We start from the raw sequence: 20,097 nt of genomic DNA on the forward strand, positions 1-20,097 counted from the left end.
TCTTTTTCATCGTTTTGAAAAGCAAGTTCTTTATTTGCAATAGCTAATTCAGCAGCTCGATTTTCTTTTTCAACATTTTGAAAAGCCAACTCCTTATTAGCCTGAAATAATTCCTCGGCGCGATATGCTCTTTCACTATTTACAAAATGCAATCTTTTAGCGTCAATAGCATCATTGAGAATATTATTTTCGCTAAAGACTTTTTTGATAAGAAAAATAAAACCACCCTTGTCTAGTTTTTCAATTGTGGTTATAGCATTTATATAAATACCATCTCTGCGTTTAATTTTTAAAATTATATTTCTCGAAAAAGAATTCTGTGAAAGGGTATTATCAAATATTTTTTCGTCTTCTAGTAATTCATTTATTGAAGACCTCAGTAGTTCAGCATTCGAATATTTAAGTAATTCACATAGTTGAGAATTGACATTAATTATTTGCAAATTAGGATCAATATGTGCAATGCTATCAGATGAAGATTGAAGTAAAACTTCATAAAAGTTTTCACGATCACTGATAATAGTGCTTTCTATATATTCGTTAAGCATTACAATAAGTCCGGTGCTAACTCCTTCGTGATTTTTTGTAGCGATACAACTAATGTTGTAATTTTTTAGCAATTTGTCAACTCTCGAGGAAAAGCGGTAATTAGATAATGCCTCTCCTGTATTGTAAACATGATCTAGCTTTTTAATTAAATCTCTATTTCCTACTTGATTTAAGAGACTTTTTAAGCTCTTTCCTAATATTTCTCTTTCTTTAAAAAAAGCCAAGTAACAATCGTTTGCTTTCTCATGAATATAGTCATAACCTTTTAATATTGCGACGCAAAAAGGCAATTGCAAATAGAGGCTTGCAGGAATTTTTTTGTAATGATTAAGTTCTCCTTCCAATTTAAAATTTTAATATTTATATACGATACAAATGACCCAGTGTTTCAATAATAAACTTTGTGACAGTTTATTGAAAATGAAAACTAAATACGAACAATAAATTAATAGGATAAGGACAAATAGAGGATTGTAAAACCATCTTTCTAACTTTCAACTACTATTACTGATATGTTTTTTAAAACTTTGAACGCTTTGTAGATTGTTTCACTACAAAACAATTTTAGCTGGTAACGTAGAAAAAGCCTCGCTTTTATGATAATTTCGAGTAAATATAAAGATTATTAAAACACGAACTACAGAATTGAGGCGACTATTATTAATTTACTTTCTATAGTTAATTCTAGTATGAAAAGTCTTATTATAAATTAGTAGTGTTTTTGACCTAGATACATTTTAGCGTGAACTTTAAAGAAAAACGGAAGCCAGTAAGTCAAATGATGACATTAACTGCCAAAATATTGCCTTATTGATTTCCGTTATCTAATCTTAATAAAAGTAGAAAGCTACATTGATCGGTGTTTTTCTGTGCGCTTTTTAATAGCGTCATACATTCCTTCGACTTTTTTATCAAATTCCACAGGATTTTCACGATTTTGAATTACGTTATCCATGTCACTTAAAATAACATCAATATCACCATTCTTTAATCCAGCGATTAATTTTTGAGCTACCATTTCAGGGGAATGCATTCCTTCTAATTTGGTTTCTGACATCATAGGTGTATCTGTAGCTGTAGGGTATAGTGTGGTAACTTGGATAGGGAAGTCCTTCAACTCTCTTCTAATCGATTCTGAAAATGCTTTCACTGCAGATTTTGTAGCGGCATAAGGAGCATAAAAAGGCATACTAATCAATGCTAATCCTGATGAAACATTAATCAAAGCTGCTTCTTTACTTTTCTTTAATAGAGGTAAAGCATGTTTTGTCATTAAAATAAGTCCAATAACATTGATATTTACTTGTGTGATGATATCGTCATCAGAAATATTTTCGAAAGCACCTGCGCTAACCACTCCAGCATTGTTAATTAACACATCAGCCGAACCCCACTTTTTATTTACTATGCTTACAAATTCTTTAATATCTTCAACTTTAGCAATATCTCCACTGTACAATGTAAATTCAGCATTTGGAAAATCAGTTTTCAAGGCTTCTAATTTTTCTAAACTTCTGCCAATTACAGCAAAATCTTTCACACCTTCTTTATATAATTCGGTTACAATTGCATGTCCAATTCCGCTTCCTCCGCCACTTATCATGACTTTTTTATTTTCTAAACTTTTCATCTTTATCTTTTTTATAATTCAATTTTTCGTTAGGTAAATACGCTACCTTCTCTCAAAAATAAGGATAACATATTGTAAGAAAGACATATTAAGATATATTTAATATTGTTGTTACAAAAATCAATTGCGCCTCTTAGTTTGTGATTTTTATCGAATAGTTGAAATTTTCGAATGATCATTATGATTGAAGAATGTCCAATAATGCAGCATCATAGTATCCAGAAGCTATTTTATTTGATCAAAAAATTTAGGCATAAAAAAAAGTGTAGGGTTAAAAACTCTACACTTTGAATTACTTTATTAATGCGAACTATACAAGAACTTCATCTAATTGATTGACATGCTGTTTAAAATACACTTTTCTAGAATTGTTCTTGGCATAAGAGTAAATTAATTGCATGATGTAAGGGTTACTATTGTATCGTGTTACACTCTCTTTAACCGTGTCAGCATCGATATCAGTTTCATCAATATTAATATATCCCATGCCGTAGAAACTACCATTTTCGACCCAAATACAACTACGTTCGTTGTTTGATCTTCCGCTATCAATAATTGCAAATGAAGGTTGTTCTTCTGTTAGATGAAAAATAGCAGCATCAACCTTAGCATTGTGACTCTCTATATCCGGCAATTCTTCTTTGTTTTTTGGAGCTAGATGTTCACCCTCATTTACAGCAGCAAAGTAACAAAATCGCATGTCTATCGAAAACATCGAACTCAACTTACTCAACATATTTATACCTTCAAACTGATTGTTGCAATCCTTAATACTGTGCTGGAATTTACCTAATTTACCCACAGCGAGATATTTATAACCGTTGCGAGCTTCATAGGTGAAGATACCATATTTAGCTTCGTATTTTTTTAATGCTCTATTGTATTGTGGCCATAATTTCTTTATTTCTGTACATTCGAGCAAAAGGGCTATAAGTTCATTACCGCAAACCTCAAAAGAAATATTGTAGATATCCTTCAAAAAATTTTGTCGTTGTGCAGTGGTGCTGTTTCCCGTGAAATGAGAAGCTACCCTTTTTTGAATATTAATAGCCTTACCAATATAAATCACTTTATTTTCCTGATTGTAAAAATAGTACACGCCTGGCTTTGATGGTAATTGCTCAAAATCGGCAGGAGGGAGGTTAGGCGGTAGTCGTTGATCTTGAGAGGTGTTTTTAATCATCAAATTGAGAACACCTTCAGTGTCCCAATGCATCAATTTTGAAAACAGTATTGCAGTAGCATCGGCATCACCACCGGCGCGGTGCCTATTTTCTAAAATAATATCTAGTGAATTGCATAATTTACCTAAACTGTAGGATGGTAATCCTGGTTTAATTTTTCTTGCGGCGCGAACAGTACATAGCTTTCTAGCGGTCCATTTTAATCCAGCACGTGCTAACTCATGATGAACAAACGAGTAATCGAAATTCACATTATGTGCTACAAAAACGCGACCGTTTAATAGATCATAAATCTCATTAGAAACATCATCAAAAATAGGTGCAGTACTAACCATCTCATTAGTAATTCCAGTTAAGGCAAAGATCGCCATAGGAATATTCTTTTGTGGATTGATAAGGGTTTCATACCGGTCTAGAACCTGTTCACCATCGTGAATAATAATTGCTATTTCTGTGATTCGGCTACCATTTGCATTACCACCAGTTGTTTCAATATCGACGATAGCATATTCTGTTTTCTTCATTTTGTATCCTTCCGTAAAATAGCTGAAACTTGATTTTAAATAGTACAGCGTATTTTTAATAGGTTAATTTTAAATTAAGTAAAGTGGGGAAATCTATACAAATTTAGCACAAATCAGAACAGTAATGTGTTATTAAAATGTTATAAATTGTAACAAATTAAAATATCTTTATTTTACCTCGCTCCTAATTAAACTTTTGTAAGTTTAGTTGTTACGCAGAGCATCAATTAATTCCCCTTTATTCATTTTTGAACGACCATCTATACCGATCATTTTTGTTTTATCATAAAGTTCTTTCTTGGTCCATTCCTCATAAGGTTTTGCTTTGCCACCTTTGGTTCCTGAGTCTGGAGTGTTTGCAATGCGAGCCGACTTTTCTTTACTATATCCCTTTTCTCTTAAGGCTTCATACTGTTCTGGATTTTTTAATCTTGATTTTGCCATGACCTTATTCTTTTTATAATAGTAATTTTCGAAAATGAAACAGTTCAATACAATCTCTTCTTGTTTAATAAGGGATGGTATCAAATTTTGATCTACATGATACTAAAATTAATAATTTAGTATTGACAAAAGTTATAGAATTGTAAACGAGATTTTTAAGATATTGGCTTTTCAATAAAAAAAAATAGCTGTTAATTTCAATTTTGAAACTAACAGCTATTTGTATATTGTAAAAAGCATTTACAATTCTTTCTTTAAGAATTTTGCCGTGTAACTCTTTTTGTTTTTAGCGACTTCTTCAGGAGTTCCTTTGGCAACTAATTGTCCACCACCTTTTCCTCCTTCAGGGCCAATATCTATAATGTAATCAGCAAGTTTGATCACATCCATATTATGTTCGATAATTAAAATTGTATTTCCTTTATCAACTAATTTATTAATCACTTCCATTAGAACTCTAATGTCTTCAAAATGCAAACCAGTTGTGGGTTCATCCAAGATGTAAAAAGTATTTCCAGTATCTTTTTTAGATAATTCTCCAGCTAACTTGATACGTTGCGCCTCACCACCCGAAAGCGTTGTGCTTTGCTGCCCTAGCGTGATGTATCCTAAACCAACATCCTGAATAGTTTTTAATTTACGATAGATTTTCGGGATCATCTCAAAAAACGGAACCGCCTCATCAACAGTCATATCTAACACATCAGAAATTGATTTTCCTTTAAATCTAATTTCTAAAGTCTCTCTATTGAATCGTTTTCCTTGGCAAGTTTCGCACTCTACATACACATCAGGTAAAAAGTTCATTTCGATTGTTCGCACTCCAGATCCTTGACAAGTCTCGCATCTACCTCCTTTTACATTAAAGCTAAAACGACCGGCTTTATAACCACGAATCATGCTTTCAGAGGTCTTTGTAAACAACGTACGTATTTCGGTAAAAACTTCTGTATAGGTTGCAGGATTTGAACGCGGTGTCCTTCCTATCGGACTTTGATCAATTGCAATTACTTTGTCAATATGTTCTAAACCTTCAATTTTTTTATACGGTTGTGGTTTTTTAACACCATTAAAATAGTATGCGTTTAAAATAGGGTAGAGGGTTTCATTGATTAAAGTAGATTTACCACTTCCCGAAACTCCAGTAACGCAAATCATTTTTCCTAATGGCAATTCGATAGAAACATTCTTCAAGTTGTTACCTGTTGCTCCTGTTAGTTTTAAGAACTTTCCATTTCCCTCCCGACGTTTTTCGGGAATGTCAAACTTCATTTTTCCGTTCAAATATTGTGCAGTAATCGTATCTGATTTTAAGGTTTCAGCTGGTGTACCAATGCTGATTATCTCTCCACCAAATTTCCCTGCTTTCGGACCAATGTCAATTACATAATCCGCTTGTTCGATCATGTCTTTATCGTGCTCTACCACAATTACAGAGTTTCCTAAGTCGCGCAATTGCTCTAACGAATGGATTAATTTTTCATTGTCACGCTGATGTAAACCAATGCTTGGTTCATCTAGAATATATAGAACTCCCACTAGTTGAGAACCAATTTGTGTCGCTAAACGGATACGCTGCGCTTCTCCTCCAGAGAGTGATTTTGAACTTCGGTTTAATGCCAAATAATCTAACCCTACATTCATTAAAAAGTTCAGTCTATCATTGATTTCTTTAACAACTTCTGTAGCAATGCGTTTTTGTTTGTCTGTTAAATGGTTATCTAAATCTTTGAACCAAACCGTTAAATCAGAAATATCCATATCACATAATTCCGCAATATTTTTATCGTTAACTTTAAAGAATAAAGCTTCTTTTTTCAAACGACTTCCTTCACAAACCGGACATTTAATTTCGTCCATAAATTCCTTAGCCCAACGTTTTATGGTAGTTGAACCGCTTTCATCAAATTGGTTTTTAATAAAATGCGAAATTCCTTCAAAGTCAATTTTGTAATCTCTAGCAACTCCTAAATCCTTTGAGTTAATAGTAAATTTTTCCTTTCCACCGTTCAAAATCATTTCCATTGCTTCCTCAGAAATAGATGCGATGGGATCAGTGTTTTTGAAACCGTATTTTTCTCCAATAATCTCCAACTGCTTAAAAATCCATGACGATTTGTATTCGCCAAGAGGTGCAAAACCACCTGCTTTTATAGACATTTTAGCATTCGGGATAATCTTTTTAACATTGATTTCGTTAATCGTTCCTAAACCCTTACAATGATCACAAGCTCCTTTTGGAGAGTTAAATGAGAACAAATTGGGCTCCGGATTTTGATACGATATTCCCGAAGTGGGACACATCAAATTCCGACTAAAATAACGTACTTCATTCGAATCTTGATCTAAAACCATCAATACATTTTCTCCATGATGCATGGCAGTATTGATACTTTCTGATAAACGTTTTTGGTTGTCAGGAGTGTCTTCAACGAGCATTCGGTCAACTACAATTTCGATATCATGAGTTTTGTAACGATCTAGTTTCATCCCCGTGGTGATCTCGCGGACATCTCCATTTACCCTAACTTTCAAGAAACCTTGTTTGGCAATTTGCTGAAACAATTCACCATAATGTCCTTTTCTAGCTCTAATAACAGGAGCCAAAATATTGATGCGTTTGTTTAGAAAATCCTGCGTGATTAAGTCCTTGATTTGCTCATCTGAGTAGCTTACCATTTTCTCACCGGTATTGTAACTGTAAGCATCGGCAGCACGAGCATAAAGTAAACGCAAGAAATCGTAAATCTCTGTGATGGTACCTACGGTTGACCTCGGACTTTTACTTGTTGTTTTTTGTTCGATAGCAATTACTGGCGAAAGTCCATCAATTTTATCGACATCAGGACGCTCTAAGCCACCAAGAAACTGCCTCGCATAAGCCGAAAAAGTTTCGACATAACGGCGTTGCCCCTCAGCATAAATAGTATCAAAAGCGAGAGATGATTTCCCAGAACCTGAAAGTCCAGTGATCACAACTAATTTTTCTCTAGGGATGGAAATATCTATATTTTTAAGGTTGTGTACACGTGCACCTTGAACCTCTATTGTATTGTCTTTATCTAACATAATTTTGCAAAAAAGCAAAGTTAATCTTTTGATTTATTCTTTTAATAGAACACTTTAGAAGTTTATGTTAAAATCAATGGTTTACAATAATTTTTAATCAAATTTAGGAGCAAGAAATACTGAATTATCAACAACTTTTGTCCCGCTTTACGTTTCAATCTTATTAGGCAAAACAATTGCCTAATAAGGATTTTCACTGCAATCGGGGCTATTTAGAGTGATTAGAAGTTCTATTTGCGTTGGGGTATTGAGAACAGAAAAGTTATAAATTATAAATCAAGATTATTTACACATACATGATTCAGATGAATTGTTTTTTTGAAATTTCTTTAGTGCTGTTTCAGCTAGCCCTTCAACCCCTTTAAGAATCCAGAAAATTGGTTTTATCAAGACAATAATTCCTACAACTGTAAGCACCGAAAATAAGATCCAGAATCCGAATCCCATCTCCATTGTAAAATCATGGAAATATAGATTCAAAATGGAGTAGATGCATAGAGGTATAGCCACTATAACAAGCGAAACCCAGACGATATATTTAATGGCATTAGCAGTATTGCTTAATAATATTTGCAACATGATATTTGTAAATTTTGACGTATTTGTATTCTTTTAATTTATGTACTTTATCTATTGTTTAAATGTCTGGCAGCCACGATCTTTTATAACTGTAAATGCGAGTTTGAAACTATTTATTTTGCAAAACTCGTAACCATTTTTAAAATACCTTGTTCGGCTTTTTTAAGTTGTGTAAGGTTGGCTTCGAGTTTAATCCATAAGGAATAATATTTATGTCCATCCATAATTTCGCTAGTTATTTTCCTTTTGATTGGTTTATGTTTCTTAGAGTCACATTAATATTTTTATGACAATTGACTACTTGTGCAATTTGATCATCGGTTAGAATGCATTTATATTTATTAAATATTCTTTAGAAGGTCAGTCGGGGTCAATTATCGTTCCCATGTTAAACACTCTACGGATATATGTGCTAGTGATCATATTTCTATAAAAGTAAAACCTTTCTAAAATTTAGATTTTATTGATAATGTAGGCTTCTATGTCTACTATAGTTTAGATGTAGCAGCAACCCATAAAGGTCAATGTATCTAAAAACGTTTGGGGGATTTTACTCGAAATTAAAAATTTTTAATGCAATAAAAAACCCCAAATCGTAATTTGGGGTTTCTAGGCTGTATCATTAGTATTCTGAACTATGATTTACTTGTAGCAATTTAAAAAGATTTGCGTTGATCGGATCTTTTTTATTTAGCTAACATGTTATATGCTATTTGAGAAAATAGCTCTCAATAGATATTTAAAAAAAATTACTGGGTCTGGGGGCTTTATGTTTTTAAGGTTGCATGAAATTTTTAAAGATTTGCATTTTTATTAAAGTTACTATATTCTGTAGAGTACTTAATTAATGGATGTAAATGAGTCATTATTTTATCGTCAGGGATTATCTTTCTATTAGAAATGTCTTTTATGAAAAGTCTTATTTTTGAATTTTTATTAATCTCTTTATTAATTGCTGCGTATTTAACAGAAAATACTTGATTGTGCTTATTTAGAACAGATGCTATTTCCATCATTCTTTTAACTTCACCATAAATGATAGGGGCCTGATTTGACATTTTAGCAATCATTTCAACAATTTGTTTTGTCGAGTTTACAATATGTTTTCGGCGTTCTATAACTTCGCTATTTAAGTTAATTACTTGGCTAACTCCTTGTATCAGTGTTTCTACAGCTACTGATGCTAGTTCGACTTTTAAGTCTGCTTTAGTAAATGTACTTTTATTATTAATTCTTTCAAATGAACTATCTAATGACTTCATAAATGTTTCACTAACATTGTCTAATTTGTCCTGAAAGTTTATTGAAACATTGCCAATAGTAACTTCTACATGTTCATTTTCAATATAATTAATGAAGTCGTTCTTTACTTCTTGTTTTTTATCTTTTGCAATGGTTTTGATTCTTCCAATTAAATTCTTTGAAAGCGATAGATTTTTCACTACTTCTTGTCTTTCATTTTTTAAATAATGCAAAGCATTTAATTGAGTTTGATTTAACGCTATGTAGCTTTCTTCCATTAATTTGTATGAGCTGACAGTTTTTTTGAACTCTCTTTCTTCATTTTTTAGTTTATCATACCCACCACCAGTCACGATATTTTTATAAAAGGTCATTATTGTAAAGATTTAAAGTTATTGTTTTGTTCTTCAATTAAGTTCAATATCTCATTAATTTCACTTTCTCTTTTTTCTGACGAAATTTCATTGATTGTAATTCGTAATTTATGATTGTAGTTGAATATGTAATATGGAAGAAAAAGACAATCGATAAGTAATAAAAAAATAATGATATATAATACTTCAAGACTGAACGGGGTATTTTTAACAGTTGTCCATAGTGTGTCAAAATGATCATAAAAAGATCGAATGTTAAATGCATTTACATATCCCAAAGCAAAAATTAAAATTGTTTGAATTACATATCTTATGTAGTATTTAAGGTATAGATAATGTCCTCCTAATAATCCTGTGAACAAATATAACAAGTATCCTTTTTTTATTTTCTTGTTATCATATACCTCAGCCATTGAACATCCTATTAAAACGCCACTTAGTAAATACAGAGTAATAAAGAGGATATACCAACCATATTTATATAGTAATCCTTTAGCCTGCCATCGGATAGTAGCTGCTCTCTCATAATCTCGATGTGCATTAAGAGAATCCTTAATCCTATTGTAGGAATCCCCTCGTTTAAATAAAATCTCTGAATCTGTAGGGTTTGAATTTAGATATAAGGTGTAATTTTTAATAGCTTCATTATAATTTTGGATATAATAAAAGCAGTCACCTTTTAAAGTTAAAATCTGTGAATTGCTGAATGATTTACTCAATTGAGAAAAATCATTCAGTGCTCTCTCATAATTTTCCGCTTTTATATTAAGATTACCTCTCTTAAAATAAATTATATCATTGTTTTGGTTAGGGGTTAATTTTGTGTAAATTTCATAATCAGATATACTTAGATCGTTCTTTCCTTCAATTGCATATACATTTCCTCTTTTTAAGTAGTATACAGCATTTTGTGGATCATTTTTTATACAAATTGAGTAGTCTTTGCTAGCATTTTCATAATCTTCATTGTCGCCGTAATAATCTCCTCTTACTGAATATGCTTCGATATCAAATTTATTATTGGTAATGTAAATGTTTATGTCATCAATAAAATCATCGTATTCAATATTGTAGTAGTTTGCTAATGCTCTACCTTTATATCCTATTGATTTCTCACCGTCAATATTTATAGCATCGCTGTAATTGTCTTTTGCTTTATCATAGTTTTTCATACTAAGATTCGTCATACCACTTTTTAAAAAAGCTGTAGATAATGTATCAGTAATTTTAATAGCGTCAGTGAATCTAATTATAGCTTTGCTATATTCCTTATTATTATATAAAGAATCACCAGTCCTAATCATCGAATTATATTGACTTATCTGTTCTTCGTAACTTAATTTGGAGCCACAGCTTATTAATAACATGCTTAAAAAACTAAAAAGTATTTTCTTGTCCATATTTAAAAATCTAGCTCTAGTGGTGCATTATTATCAAGTAATATATTTTTGAAATTTTCAAAACTATCTAATGGGTTAGTTGATGCAAAATCACTTGCACCTTTCAAACCTTGTAGAATTAAGTCATCATTATTTTCACGTATACCTTTGTTTATTATTTCAAAATGCTTGTCTATTATTCTAGAGCGTTCACTGAAAATTGCGTGTAAATATCCTTGTTTAATTTTGAAATCAGAAACAATTGAAACTAATTCATTTTTCAGTCGTAAATTTTCGTTATCCAATTTTTTTGATTCTATGTAAATATCACCTATTTTTCCAATCATGTCAGAGGTGTTGTGTATATTTTCATTACTTCTAATTGCAAATTCATTTACTTGACTCAAAAAATTTTTAGTACTTTCAAAATTTGCTTTATTGATTAAATTGCTATCCATTTTGTTAATATTATTTATAAAGTAGGTGAATGTTTTCCTTTTCCTGCACCATTAGGATGACGATGACAAGTATTTCCAGTTAGGCTTGAAATACTAGAAGCTGAAGCGCCACAATATTTGCAATTGTACTGTTTTTTCTCAGATCCTTCGAAAAACTTATGTTTACCTTTTCCAAGTGGATGTCTATGACAGGAGTTAGCTGTTAAGCTAGATATAGAAGGGCTTTTAGTGCCACAGTATTCGCAATAACATGTATTCATTTTAGCTTCGTTTGGGGGATTTTCAACCGAAATTAAAAATTTATAAAACAATAAAAAACCCCGAATCGTAATTCAGCGTTTCTATTCTATATCAGTAGTATTCTAGACTATAATTTAATTTTCTCTGTCAAGAAACAATGTTATCACTACGGTGGTTCCGGTTTCTGAGAATTTTACCTCAATTGGATTTACATTATTAGGCTGCATGATTTTCAAGCGTTCAGTAGCAATAGATAATCCTTTTGAGTTGTGATTACTCGTCATCTCTTTTTTTCCATATCCATTATCTGTAATCGAAATTTGTAAGTACTCCTGATTTAACTTCTTAAAGGCAATTTCGAATTCTGGATTTATATGTTTGTCGTCAAATGCATGTTTAAAAATGTTTTCTATGAATGGTTGCAATAACATTGTAGGGATAGATACCTGTTCTTGATTAAGGTCTGCGTCTATGGTGATTTTGTGTACAATTCGATTATTAAATCTTTTATTTTCTATTAAAATATAGGTTTGTAAATAGTGGATTTCATTCTCAATACTTATGGCTTGTTTAGAGGAATTATCTAATGTTTGTCTCATTAAGTTAGCAACTTCACTGATGTAAATACTAGAGTTAATAACATCTTTGTTAAATACAAAGCTTTGAATACTTGTCAACGCGTTAAACGTAAAATGCGGATTCATCTGACTTAATAAAGCTTCTAATTTGGCTTTAGAAATTTCTCTTTCATTTACTGCTTTTTGTTTGGCTTGCTTTTTAATATTGGCAGTAATTAATACAATTATTATGATTGTTATGAGGGCAATTAAAGCCATAAACCAGGTTGTTTCCCAGAAAGGATGTTTAATATTTATATCTAGAATACTAAAGGTTTTGACCTTTCCAGAATGCATATCTGTTACTTCAATTTCCAATTTGTAAGCATCAGCAGGTAAATACGACAAATAAACAAAAGGCTTGTCAGAATACGGGCTCCATTGATTGCTTTCCTTTAATCGGTATCTAAACTTTAACTTATTCGAGTAGGAGTGGCCTTTAGGCACAAAGTCAATAGCAATAGTATTCTGGCTGTAGTCACATAGTAACGCCGTTTCAGTATAGCGCATCCATTTAAAATGTTTTCGAGAAATGGGCACTGAATTGATTTTTATGTCTTTTATTTCGATACTAGAAACTGTATTTTTTTCTGCTATAAGTTTGTCTAAATTTACCGTGTAAAAACCTTTTTTAGTTCCTAACCATAAAGTGTTTCCAGATAATTTTGCACTAATTATTTCTGCATCCTTCAACCCTTGATCTTTGTCAAACAATTGTAAATTGCCATCATGATAAATATTAATCCCAAGATCAGTACCTATCAAAATATAGTTTTTGTATGATTCAAGAAAGTTTATTGTATTTCCCAGTAGCTTGCCTTTTGGAATTTTTTGTAAAATTTTAAAAGATCTTGAGTCATCTACAATAGTGATTCCACTAAGCTCTGAAGCAATAATTAAATTGCCATCTTGGTTTTTAGTAATAAATTTTAACTTGTCTTCCTTCCATACATTAGCGCTCAATAGTGACTGGCACTTATTATTTATATAAGTATACAACCCTTGAAATAGGGATATGAAATAGGTCTTGTCTCGATTATTTAAAATACCTACAACATTTAATGGAGTGTCTTTATCAAATTCAGAGTAGTGTTTTGCTTTCAGATTATAGACATCATCATAAATACGGACACCTGCATAGGGAATCGTTTCAATAAATTTGTTATTGTTTGTAAATCCTATTTTATAACTATGCAAGGGTATATAATTGATTATTTCTCCTTTCAAGCTAATTTCGTAAATGCCTATATTACTAGTTAGCCATAGCGATTGCTGGTGTTTAATTAATCCGTAATACTCGATTTGGGTAGCTGGAATTTTATAGTCTAACTCAAAGTAGCCTTCCTTGTGAGTAGGTACCTTATTTTCACTATTGGTAACGTAGCCCACTTCGTATTTTTTAAAGGCTTCATTTGTGATTGTTTTCGAAATAACATTCGAACCATCTAGAAAGGAAAGTCCATCTCCATGGACTATAACTTTATGAGTATCGAAAATTTCAAAATCTATTACCTTTTTATTAGCAAACGGATTGTAATCAATTGTTCTACCGAGTTGCACTTCGTAAATTCCGCGGTCTTTTGAACCGACATATAAAAAATCGTTCTTAGAGTTATAGATTACATTTAAAATATTAGGAGAGTCAACACCATATTCTTTTGAAATAGGAGTCATTCCATTATTAGCAACAGTGTAAAGCCCACCACTTTGATCAAATACGCCCCAGGCAGCAGCATACAAGATACCTTGCTTATCTGCAGCATAATCCCAAACTGTTGTACTCCCAAAACTTCTGGTTTCGGCTTTATTCGCAAGTACATTTTCAATTTCGAATTGATTCAAACTGGCTTTGTTTCCTACAAACAATTGACTGCCAAATTGACCTAATGAGAACGCGTGCTCAGCTGCTAATATTTGCTCGATATGTGGAATATCGTCTTTAACTACAATTTTAAAAATACCTTCATTAGATGTAGAAAAGTATACTTCATCTTTATAAAGCATGAAATAAGTTACAATAAAAACACCAAAATGTGGCACAATTCCGTTAGGAACTACCAATTTATTTGTTTTTATATCGATGATTGCAACTCCTAATTCGGTACCCACATATATCTTGTCATTATAAGAAAGTAATTTGTGAGCTCGGTTATCAGGTAGACCTTTACCAGTGTCAAAAAGGCTATACTTTTCTCCATCATATTTAAAGACACCACCTCCATAAGTTGCAAACCACATATTGCCTTGAGTATCTTGTGCAATATCCCAACAGCTATTGTTTGTAATTATTTTAGGCAAAACAAGGGAAGAAAAGTGTCCGTTTTCAAATTTAGAAATACCATTTTCTGTACCTATCCATAGTTCTTGATTTTTATCAAGAAAAAGGGAACGTACGGCATTATTTGTCAAACCATCTGCTGTAGAGTAATTTTTTGTAGGACGATATTGAGCATTAGAAAACGCAGCAGTCAACAATACTAAAAGTAGAATATAATTACTGACTAATCGCATCCATTAGGCTTGATTTATTATATTCTGTAACGGTAATTGAATAGTCATTTAAGAGTGTCAACTTTTTATTTTTGGTATGGAAAGATTTTACAAACTTTTTATTTACGACAGCACTGCTACTCACTTTTAAAAATGAGTTATCAGCTAATAATTGAAAAATCTCTTTTAATGACTTAGAAACGACAATGGTTTCACTAGTGGTTTCAATAGTACATTTTCCATTTCCGTTACTCGTTTCGCAGTACAGGATTTCGTCAATTACGACAACTTTAAAACCATCATTATTAGGCAATATGATGGACTTTTTAGTGTTCACCAAATTGTTTTTTAAAACGTCAAATCTATTTTGATTACTACTTATTTCTGTCTTGTGTTCAAATCGATCGATTATAGATTTAATATTTAATGGATTGATTGGCTTCATTAAATAATCTAAAGCACTACACTTTATTGCTTCTATATACTCGTTAGCGTGACCTGTCACAAATACAATTTCAAAAGGAACTACATTATAATGGCGAATTAATTCAAAACCATTTTTCTGAGGCATGTCAATATCTAAAAAAACCAAATCAGGTTTGTTATTTGCAATAGATATGATTGCTTCATCAACAGAGCTGCACAAATCTACAATTGTAATTTTATCATTACTGTAAATTTCGCAAAAATTATGAATTAGCTCCCTTGATTTGAAGTCGTCGTCAACAATTATGGCTTTGATTGTCATAGGTTTAATGAAATTAGAAACTATAGTATTGGGACGATAGATTCTAAAGTTTATTTGTTAGGTTAAATGTAAGAGCACAAACACTCTTAAAACTGAGTTTGAGTGCTATTGATTTTGAAATATAGCAAAATAAAAAACACTAATTAATAAGTCGTGTTTTTATTTTCAACATTTGGAGTATTTTGCTACTCAAATCTACTACTCAATAGTCATTGCTTTTAACTTGCTTCTATAAGCTTCTAAAGCAACCGATTTAGAGATGAATCCAAAGTAGATTTCATCCTTAATTACTGGTAAATACGTCATTTTTGATCTTTCAAATTTATTCATTACCGTTTCCATACTGTTAAAAGGATAAACTACCTCTGCAGGTTCTACCATTATATCCTTCACTAAGGTGTATTTAACGCGGTAGGAATTAAAAATGATTTCTCTTATATTATTAAAGTGAATAACTCCAATTAAGTGCTTCTCTTTATCTACGACAGCAAAAATCACTTGATTCGAATGTGAAATCAAATCGACTAATTTCTCTAAATTTTCATCTGGTGAAAGGGTTAAATAATCGGTTTGTATGATAGCATCTGTTTCTAGAGTAGATAAGACATTTGTATCTTTATTACTGGTAAAAGCATGTCCTTTTTGAGCTAGATCTTTAACATCCATAGAGTGTTTTTCAAATCGTTTAGAAATAGCAAAACTTATGGAAGCAACAATCATTAAGGGAAGCATCAAGCTGTAACCACCAGTAATCTCAGCAATCAAAAATATCGCCGTTAATGGAGCGTGAAACAAACCACTTAAAATACCTGCCATTCCAACCATGGTGAAATTGCTTACTGGTAAATGCGTTAAGCCTGTCATGTTGATAAATTTAGAAAAAACAAATCCAACATATGATCCTACAAATAGGGAAGGAGCAAAGTTTCCTCCATTTCCACCAGCTCCTAAAGTGATTCCGGTTGCAAAAACTTTCAGCATCATGGTTAAACCAACAAACGCAATGAGGACCCAATTGTTATTTCTAAAATCACTAAAAAGAGTGTTTTCCAATATTTTGCCCGGATTGTTATCAGAAAGTACTTTTATGCTTTCGTAACCCTCTCCAAAAAGTGTGGGAAAAACAAAAATTAAAACAGCTAAGATAGAAGCTCCAAATAAAGCTTTTTTATAAGGACTTAATTTCAGCTTGTGAAAAAAGTGTTCGGTACGTTGAAAATTTCGAGTATAATAGATAGAAAGGAAACCGGTAAGAACTCCCAATAAAACATAAAAAGGAATCTTGTGGTAATCAAAAACTTGTTGCTGTCTAAAGTTCAATAAGATGGTTTCATCTAAAGCAATCACAGAAACCAAAGCTCCCGTGGCTGCTGCAATCATAATTGGTGTAAAAGCAGAAATACTTACATCAACAAGTAAAAATTCAACGGCAAATAATACTCCTGCAATAGGTGCGTTAAAGGCTGCTGCAATTCCAGCGGCAACTCCACAACCAATAAGCAATGTTCGATCCTTGTAGCTCAACTTGTATTTTTGAGCATAGTTCGAACCAAAAGCTGCACCTGTAACCACAATAGGACTCTCAAGACCTGCCGAACCTCCCAGACCCACGGTTAACGAACTGGTAAAGATTTGAGCGTACATTTGCTTTTTTTGAATAATACTTGCTTTCTTGGCAACCGAATATAAGATTTGTGAAGTTCCTTTCTCAATAGAACCTCCCAGAAAACGCTTTACTACAAAAACAGTTAGTACAAGTCCCGCAATAGGAAGGATACTATTTATAAAACTTAATTTTAGTATTCCGTTGATGTAAGTAGCAAACGAAAATACCCAGTGAGCAAAGGTTTTTAAAACGATCACTGCAAAAGCTGAAGTGATACCCACTAATATACTAGATAAAAAGATAAATTGCTTCTCTGTTAGCATGGACTGTGACCAAGCTATTATTCCTTCTAATTTAGATCTTACCTTTTTGAACATTATTCTTTGTTTGAAAATGCTAAATTACTATTATTTTATCCCCTAAATAAATTTTTGAACGCTTCTTTTAAGCAAAATAAATAATATTGCTAACGAAAACGTATTCTTAAATATTTTAGTTGAAAAGCGTTTTGATAGCTGTGTTTTAACAGTTAGAAACCTATTGCCGTATCGTCTCCTCTATAATCTGCTCCGCCTTCTAGACGACCGTCGGGTAAAACCAATACTGCATCAACTTTTCCTATTACAGGTGTCGTTATTTCATTGATGATGTATCCCTTATTTTTTAATTTTTCTAAAGTCTCGACGCTGAAAGTATTTGGTTCAAAAGTGATTAAATCAGGCAACCATTGATGGTGAAAACGAGGCGCATTTACTGCTTCTTGCATGCTATAATCATATTCATAAACATTTAATATGGTTTGTAGCACTGAAGTAATAATTGTTGAACCTCCTGGGGAACCAACAACCATAAATAACTGTCCATTTTTCTCTACAATTGTTGGCGTCATCGAACTCAACATGCGTTTTCCTGCTGCTATACTGTTTGCTTCATTCCCTACTAGTCCAAACATATTAGGAACTCCCGCTTTTGAACTAAAATCATCCATTTCGTTATTTAAGAAGAAACCGAGCTCGTCGCAATAGAATTTTGATCCATAACCTGCATTTAAAGTTGTAGTTGCAGAAACAGCATTACCAAATTGATCCACAATAGAATAGTGTGTAGTTTCCATACTTTCGTTGTAATTTACATCTCCTTGTTTAATACTGCTCGATAATGTTGCTTGCATGGGGTCAAAACTATCCATTCTATTTTTTAAGTAGGTAGGATCCATCAACTCTTGCAAAGGAATTTTGACAAAATCTGGATCTCCTAGAAAGTAACTCCTATCTGCATATGCTCGTCGTTCTGCCTCCACAATTACCTGAATTGCATCTGGAGAATTGTGTCCCATTTTAGACAAGTTAAAAGGTTCAATCATACTAAAAATTTGTGCCAAACAGATGCCGCCACTACTAGGTGGAGCCATAGAAATCACATTTAAATCTTTATATTTAAAAGTAAGTGGATCACGCCATTTTGCTTCATAAGAAGCCAAGTCCTCCATTGTTAATATGGCGCCTTTTTGTTGTAAATAATTGATTAACGTTTTTGCAGTTTCTCCTTTATAAAATTCGTCACGTCCATTTTCCGAAATTCTTTTTAAAGTGGCTGCTAGTGCAGGATATTTTATAGTGTCTTGCTCTTTGTAAGTTTTTGATAGAACACTATTTGGGCCATTGTATTTATTTAGGGCATCGTGATAGTCTTTTAATCGTTCTGCCTGCTTTGCTGTGACAACCACACCACGGGCTGCTAACTCAATTACTGGTTTCAAAATTTGAGCTATGGGTAAAGATCCTAATTTGTCGTGCACTGCAAAAATTCCTGCTATAGTACCGGGAACACCTATGGCCAGAGCAGTTTGCGTACTTTTACCGGGAATTACATTTCCGTTTTCATCTTGAAACATTTCTTTTGTGGCGGCCAGTGGTGCTTTTTCTCTGTAATCTAATGTACCTGTAGTTCCATCAGCTTTGCGATAAACCATGAATCCGCCACCACCTAAATTTCCAGCATATGGGTAAGCGACTGCTAATGCTAATTCAGTAGCAACCATAGCGTCAAAGGCATTACCGCCTTCTTGCATAATTTGGATTCCTATTTTTGATGCTTCTGAACGTGCAGAAACAACCATAGCTTTGTTGGCCACTAAATCTTTTGGAGCTTTAGCAGTCTTTTGAGATTTGCATCCAGTTATAGCGATGAATAATATAAAAATGATTTTCTTCATGTTGTCGTTTTTGTTCCGTTTAAGTCGCAACGCAATTTTAAAAAAAATGCAGCTCAACAATTTATCTTGCAATCTCTTAACTTATCCGTTTATGGCTATTTGCTGTTGAACGTGTTGCTGTAAATCCCTAAAAAAGGTTGTAAAGTCTTCTTCAAAATCACTGTAAAACTCTTGGAGTTCTTCGGTTGCAAATCGCATTTTAGATTTGTTTTTTGTACGACCGTCCATCTGAGTTAGAATACTGTTGATACCCTCTATAGTTTGATAACTTGAAAGCCAATTTTGTTTAAACATGTAGGGCATGAATCCTATTGTTTTTTCCGTTAACACAGCTTGATTTTGTCGTAATGATTCATAGAAGTTTTGAATGAATTCCTCTAGATTTTCATTCGAATAAACAGACCAATTTTTAGCCAAAAAATGATCGTAGAAAACATCTACAATGACTCCAGCATAATGATGGTAGCGCGCATGTAGTTTTTTTGTGCTTTGTCTAAAAACAGGATGCGCATCTGTGAAGGTATCTATGGCTCTGTGAAGCGTAATGCCTTTTTGAATATCTATTGGGAATTCTTCAAAGTGTTTTCCTCGAATTCCATCGGCCATGAAATTTCCTATTTTGATATAATCATTATCTCCCGAAAGGTATATGTGTGCTAAAAAGTTCATTCGCCTAAATTATGAATTCTAAATGACTTTTTTAAGGAGGCAATTATTATATTTGTGAAAATTATACCGTTGAACAAACA

At 32.5% G+C, this 20,097-nt stretch carries 15 protein-coding genes; all 15 read right to left on the reverse strand.

Features of this window, described 5'->3' with window-relative positions:
• Window positions 1-893 (reverse strand): PAS domain-containing protein (locus tag H603_RS17570; protein ID WP_035676071.1); only part of this gene is annotated, 893 nt, incomplete at its 3' end.
• A 503-nt stretch (window positions 894-1,396) separates the two neighbouring features.
• The gene (locus H603_RS0112930) at window positions 1,397-2,179 is read right to left on the reverse strand and encodes an SDR family NAD(P)-dependent oxidoreductase (protein ID WP_026709000.1); all 783 of its coding nucleotides are present in this window, start codon (window positions 2,177-2,179) and stop codon (window positions 1,397-1,399) included.
• A 310-nt stretch (window positions 2,180-2,489) separates the two neighbouring features.
• Window positions 2,490-3,887, reverse strand: a complete 1,398-nt coding sequence (locus H603_RS0112935; RefSeq protein WP_026709001.1) for an exonuclease domain-containing protein — start codon at window positions 3,885-3,887, stop codon at window positions 2,490-2,492.
• 204 nt (window positions 3,888-4,091) lie between these two features.
• On the reverse strand, window positions 4,092-4,331 hold the full coding sequence (locus H603_RS0112940; RefSeq protein WP_026709002.1) for a DUF7218 family protein: 240 nt from the start codon (window positions 4,329-4,331) through the stop codon (window positions 4,092-4,094).
• A gap of 240 nt (window positions 4,332-4,571) precedes the next feature.
• On the reverse strand, window positions 4,572-7,400 hold the full coding sequence (gene uvrA, locus H603_RS0112945) for an excinuclease ABC subunit UvrA (protein ID WP_026709003.1): 2,829 nt from the start codon (window positions 7,398-7,400) through the stop codon (window positions 4,572-4,574).
• 282 nt (window positions 7,401-7,682) lie between these two features.
• The gene (locus H603_RS0112950) at window positions 7,683-7,979 is read right to left on the reverse strand and encodes a hypothetical protein (RefSeq protein ID WP_026709004.1); all 297 of its coding nucleotides are present in this window, start codon (window positions 7,977-7,979) and stop codon (window positions 7,683-7,685) included.
• Between the two features lie 794 nt (window positions 7,980-8,773).
• A complete protein-coding gene (locus H603_RS0112955; RefSeq protein ID WP_026709005.1) occupies window positions 8,774-9,595 on the reverse strand; it encodes a hypothetical protein in 822 nt (273 codons plus the stop codon).
• A complete protein-coding gene (locus H603_RS0112960; RefSeq protein ID WP_169628299.1) occupies window positions 9,595-10,899 on the reverse strand; it encodes a tetratricopeptide repeat protein in 1,305 nt (434 codons plus the stop codon). Before H603_RS0112960 ends, H603_RS0112955 begins: the two co-directional genes overlap by 1 nt.
• Window positions 10,900-10,997: 98 nt before the next feature.
• Window positions 10,998-11,432 carry a hypothetical protein gene (locus H603_RS0112965; protein ID WP_026709007.1) on the reverse strand — a complete coding sequence of 145 codons (435 nt, stop codon included), beginning with the start codon at window positions 11,430-11,432 and terminating at the stop codon, window positions 10,998-11,000.
• 14 nt (window positions 11,433-11,446) lie between these two features.
• A complete protein-coding gene (locus H603_RS0112970) occupies window positions 11,447-11,692 on the reverse strand; it encodes a hypothetical protein (protein WP_026709008.1) in 246 nt (81 codons plus the stop codon).
• Between the two features lie 114 nt (window positions 11,693-11,806).
• Complete coding sequence (locus tag H603_RS0112975) at window positions 11,807-14,800, reverse strand: sensor histidine kinase (RefSeq protein ID WP_026709009.1); 2,994 nt, start codon at window positions 14,798-14,800, stop codon at window positions 11,807-11,809.
• Window positions 14,784-15,527, reverse strand: coding sequence for a LytR/AlgR family response regulator transcription factor (locus H603_RS0112980; RefSeq protein WP_026709010.1), 744 nt, complete (start codon window positions 15,525-15,527; stop codon window positions 14,784-14,786). The genes H603_RS0112975 and H603_RS0112980 overlap by 17 nt, the downstream gene beginning before the upstream one ends.
• Before the next feature lie 198 nt (window positions 15,528-15,725).
• Window positions 15,726-17,510: a chloride channel protein gene (locus tag H603_RS0112985; RefSeq protein ID WP_026709011.1), complete on the reverse strand. Its 1,785-nt coding sequence runs from the start codon at window positions 17,508-17,510 to the stop codon at window positions 15,726-15,728.
• Window positions 17,511-17,662: 152 nt separating this feature from the next.
• Complete coding sequence (gene ggt / locus H603_RS0112990) at window positions 17,663-19,348, reverse strand: gamma-glutamyltransferase (RefSeq protein ID WP_026709012.1); 1,686 nt, start codon at window positions 19,346-19,348, stop codon at window positions 17,663-17,665.
• An 81-nt stretch (window positions 19,349-19,429) separates the two neighbouring features.
• Window positions 19,430-20,017 (reverse strand): acyl carrier protein phosphodiesterase, encoded by a 588-nt coding sequence (locus H603_RS0112995; RefSeq protein WP_026709013.1) that lies wholly within the window; start codon window positions 20,015-20,017, stop codon window positions 19,430-19,432.
• Between the last annotated feature and the right edge of the window lie 80 nt (window positions 20,018-20,097).

Origin of the sequence: Flavobacterium frigidarium DSM 17623 (assembly GCF_000425505.1) — a bacterium.
Taxonomy (GTDB): Bacteria; Bacteroidota; Bacteroidia; order Flavobacteriales; family Flavobacteriaceae; genus Flavobacterium; species Flavobacterium frigidarium.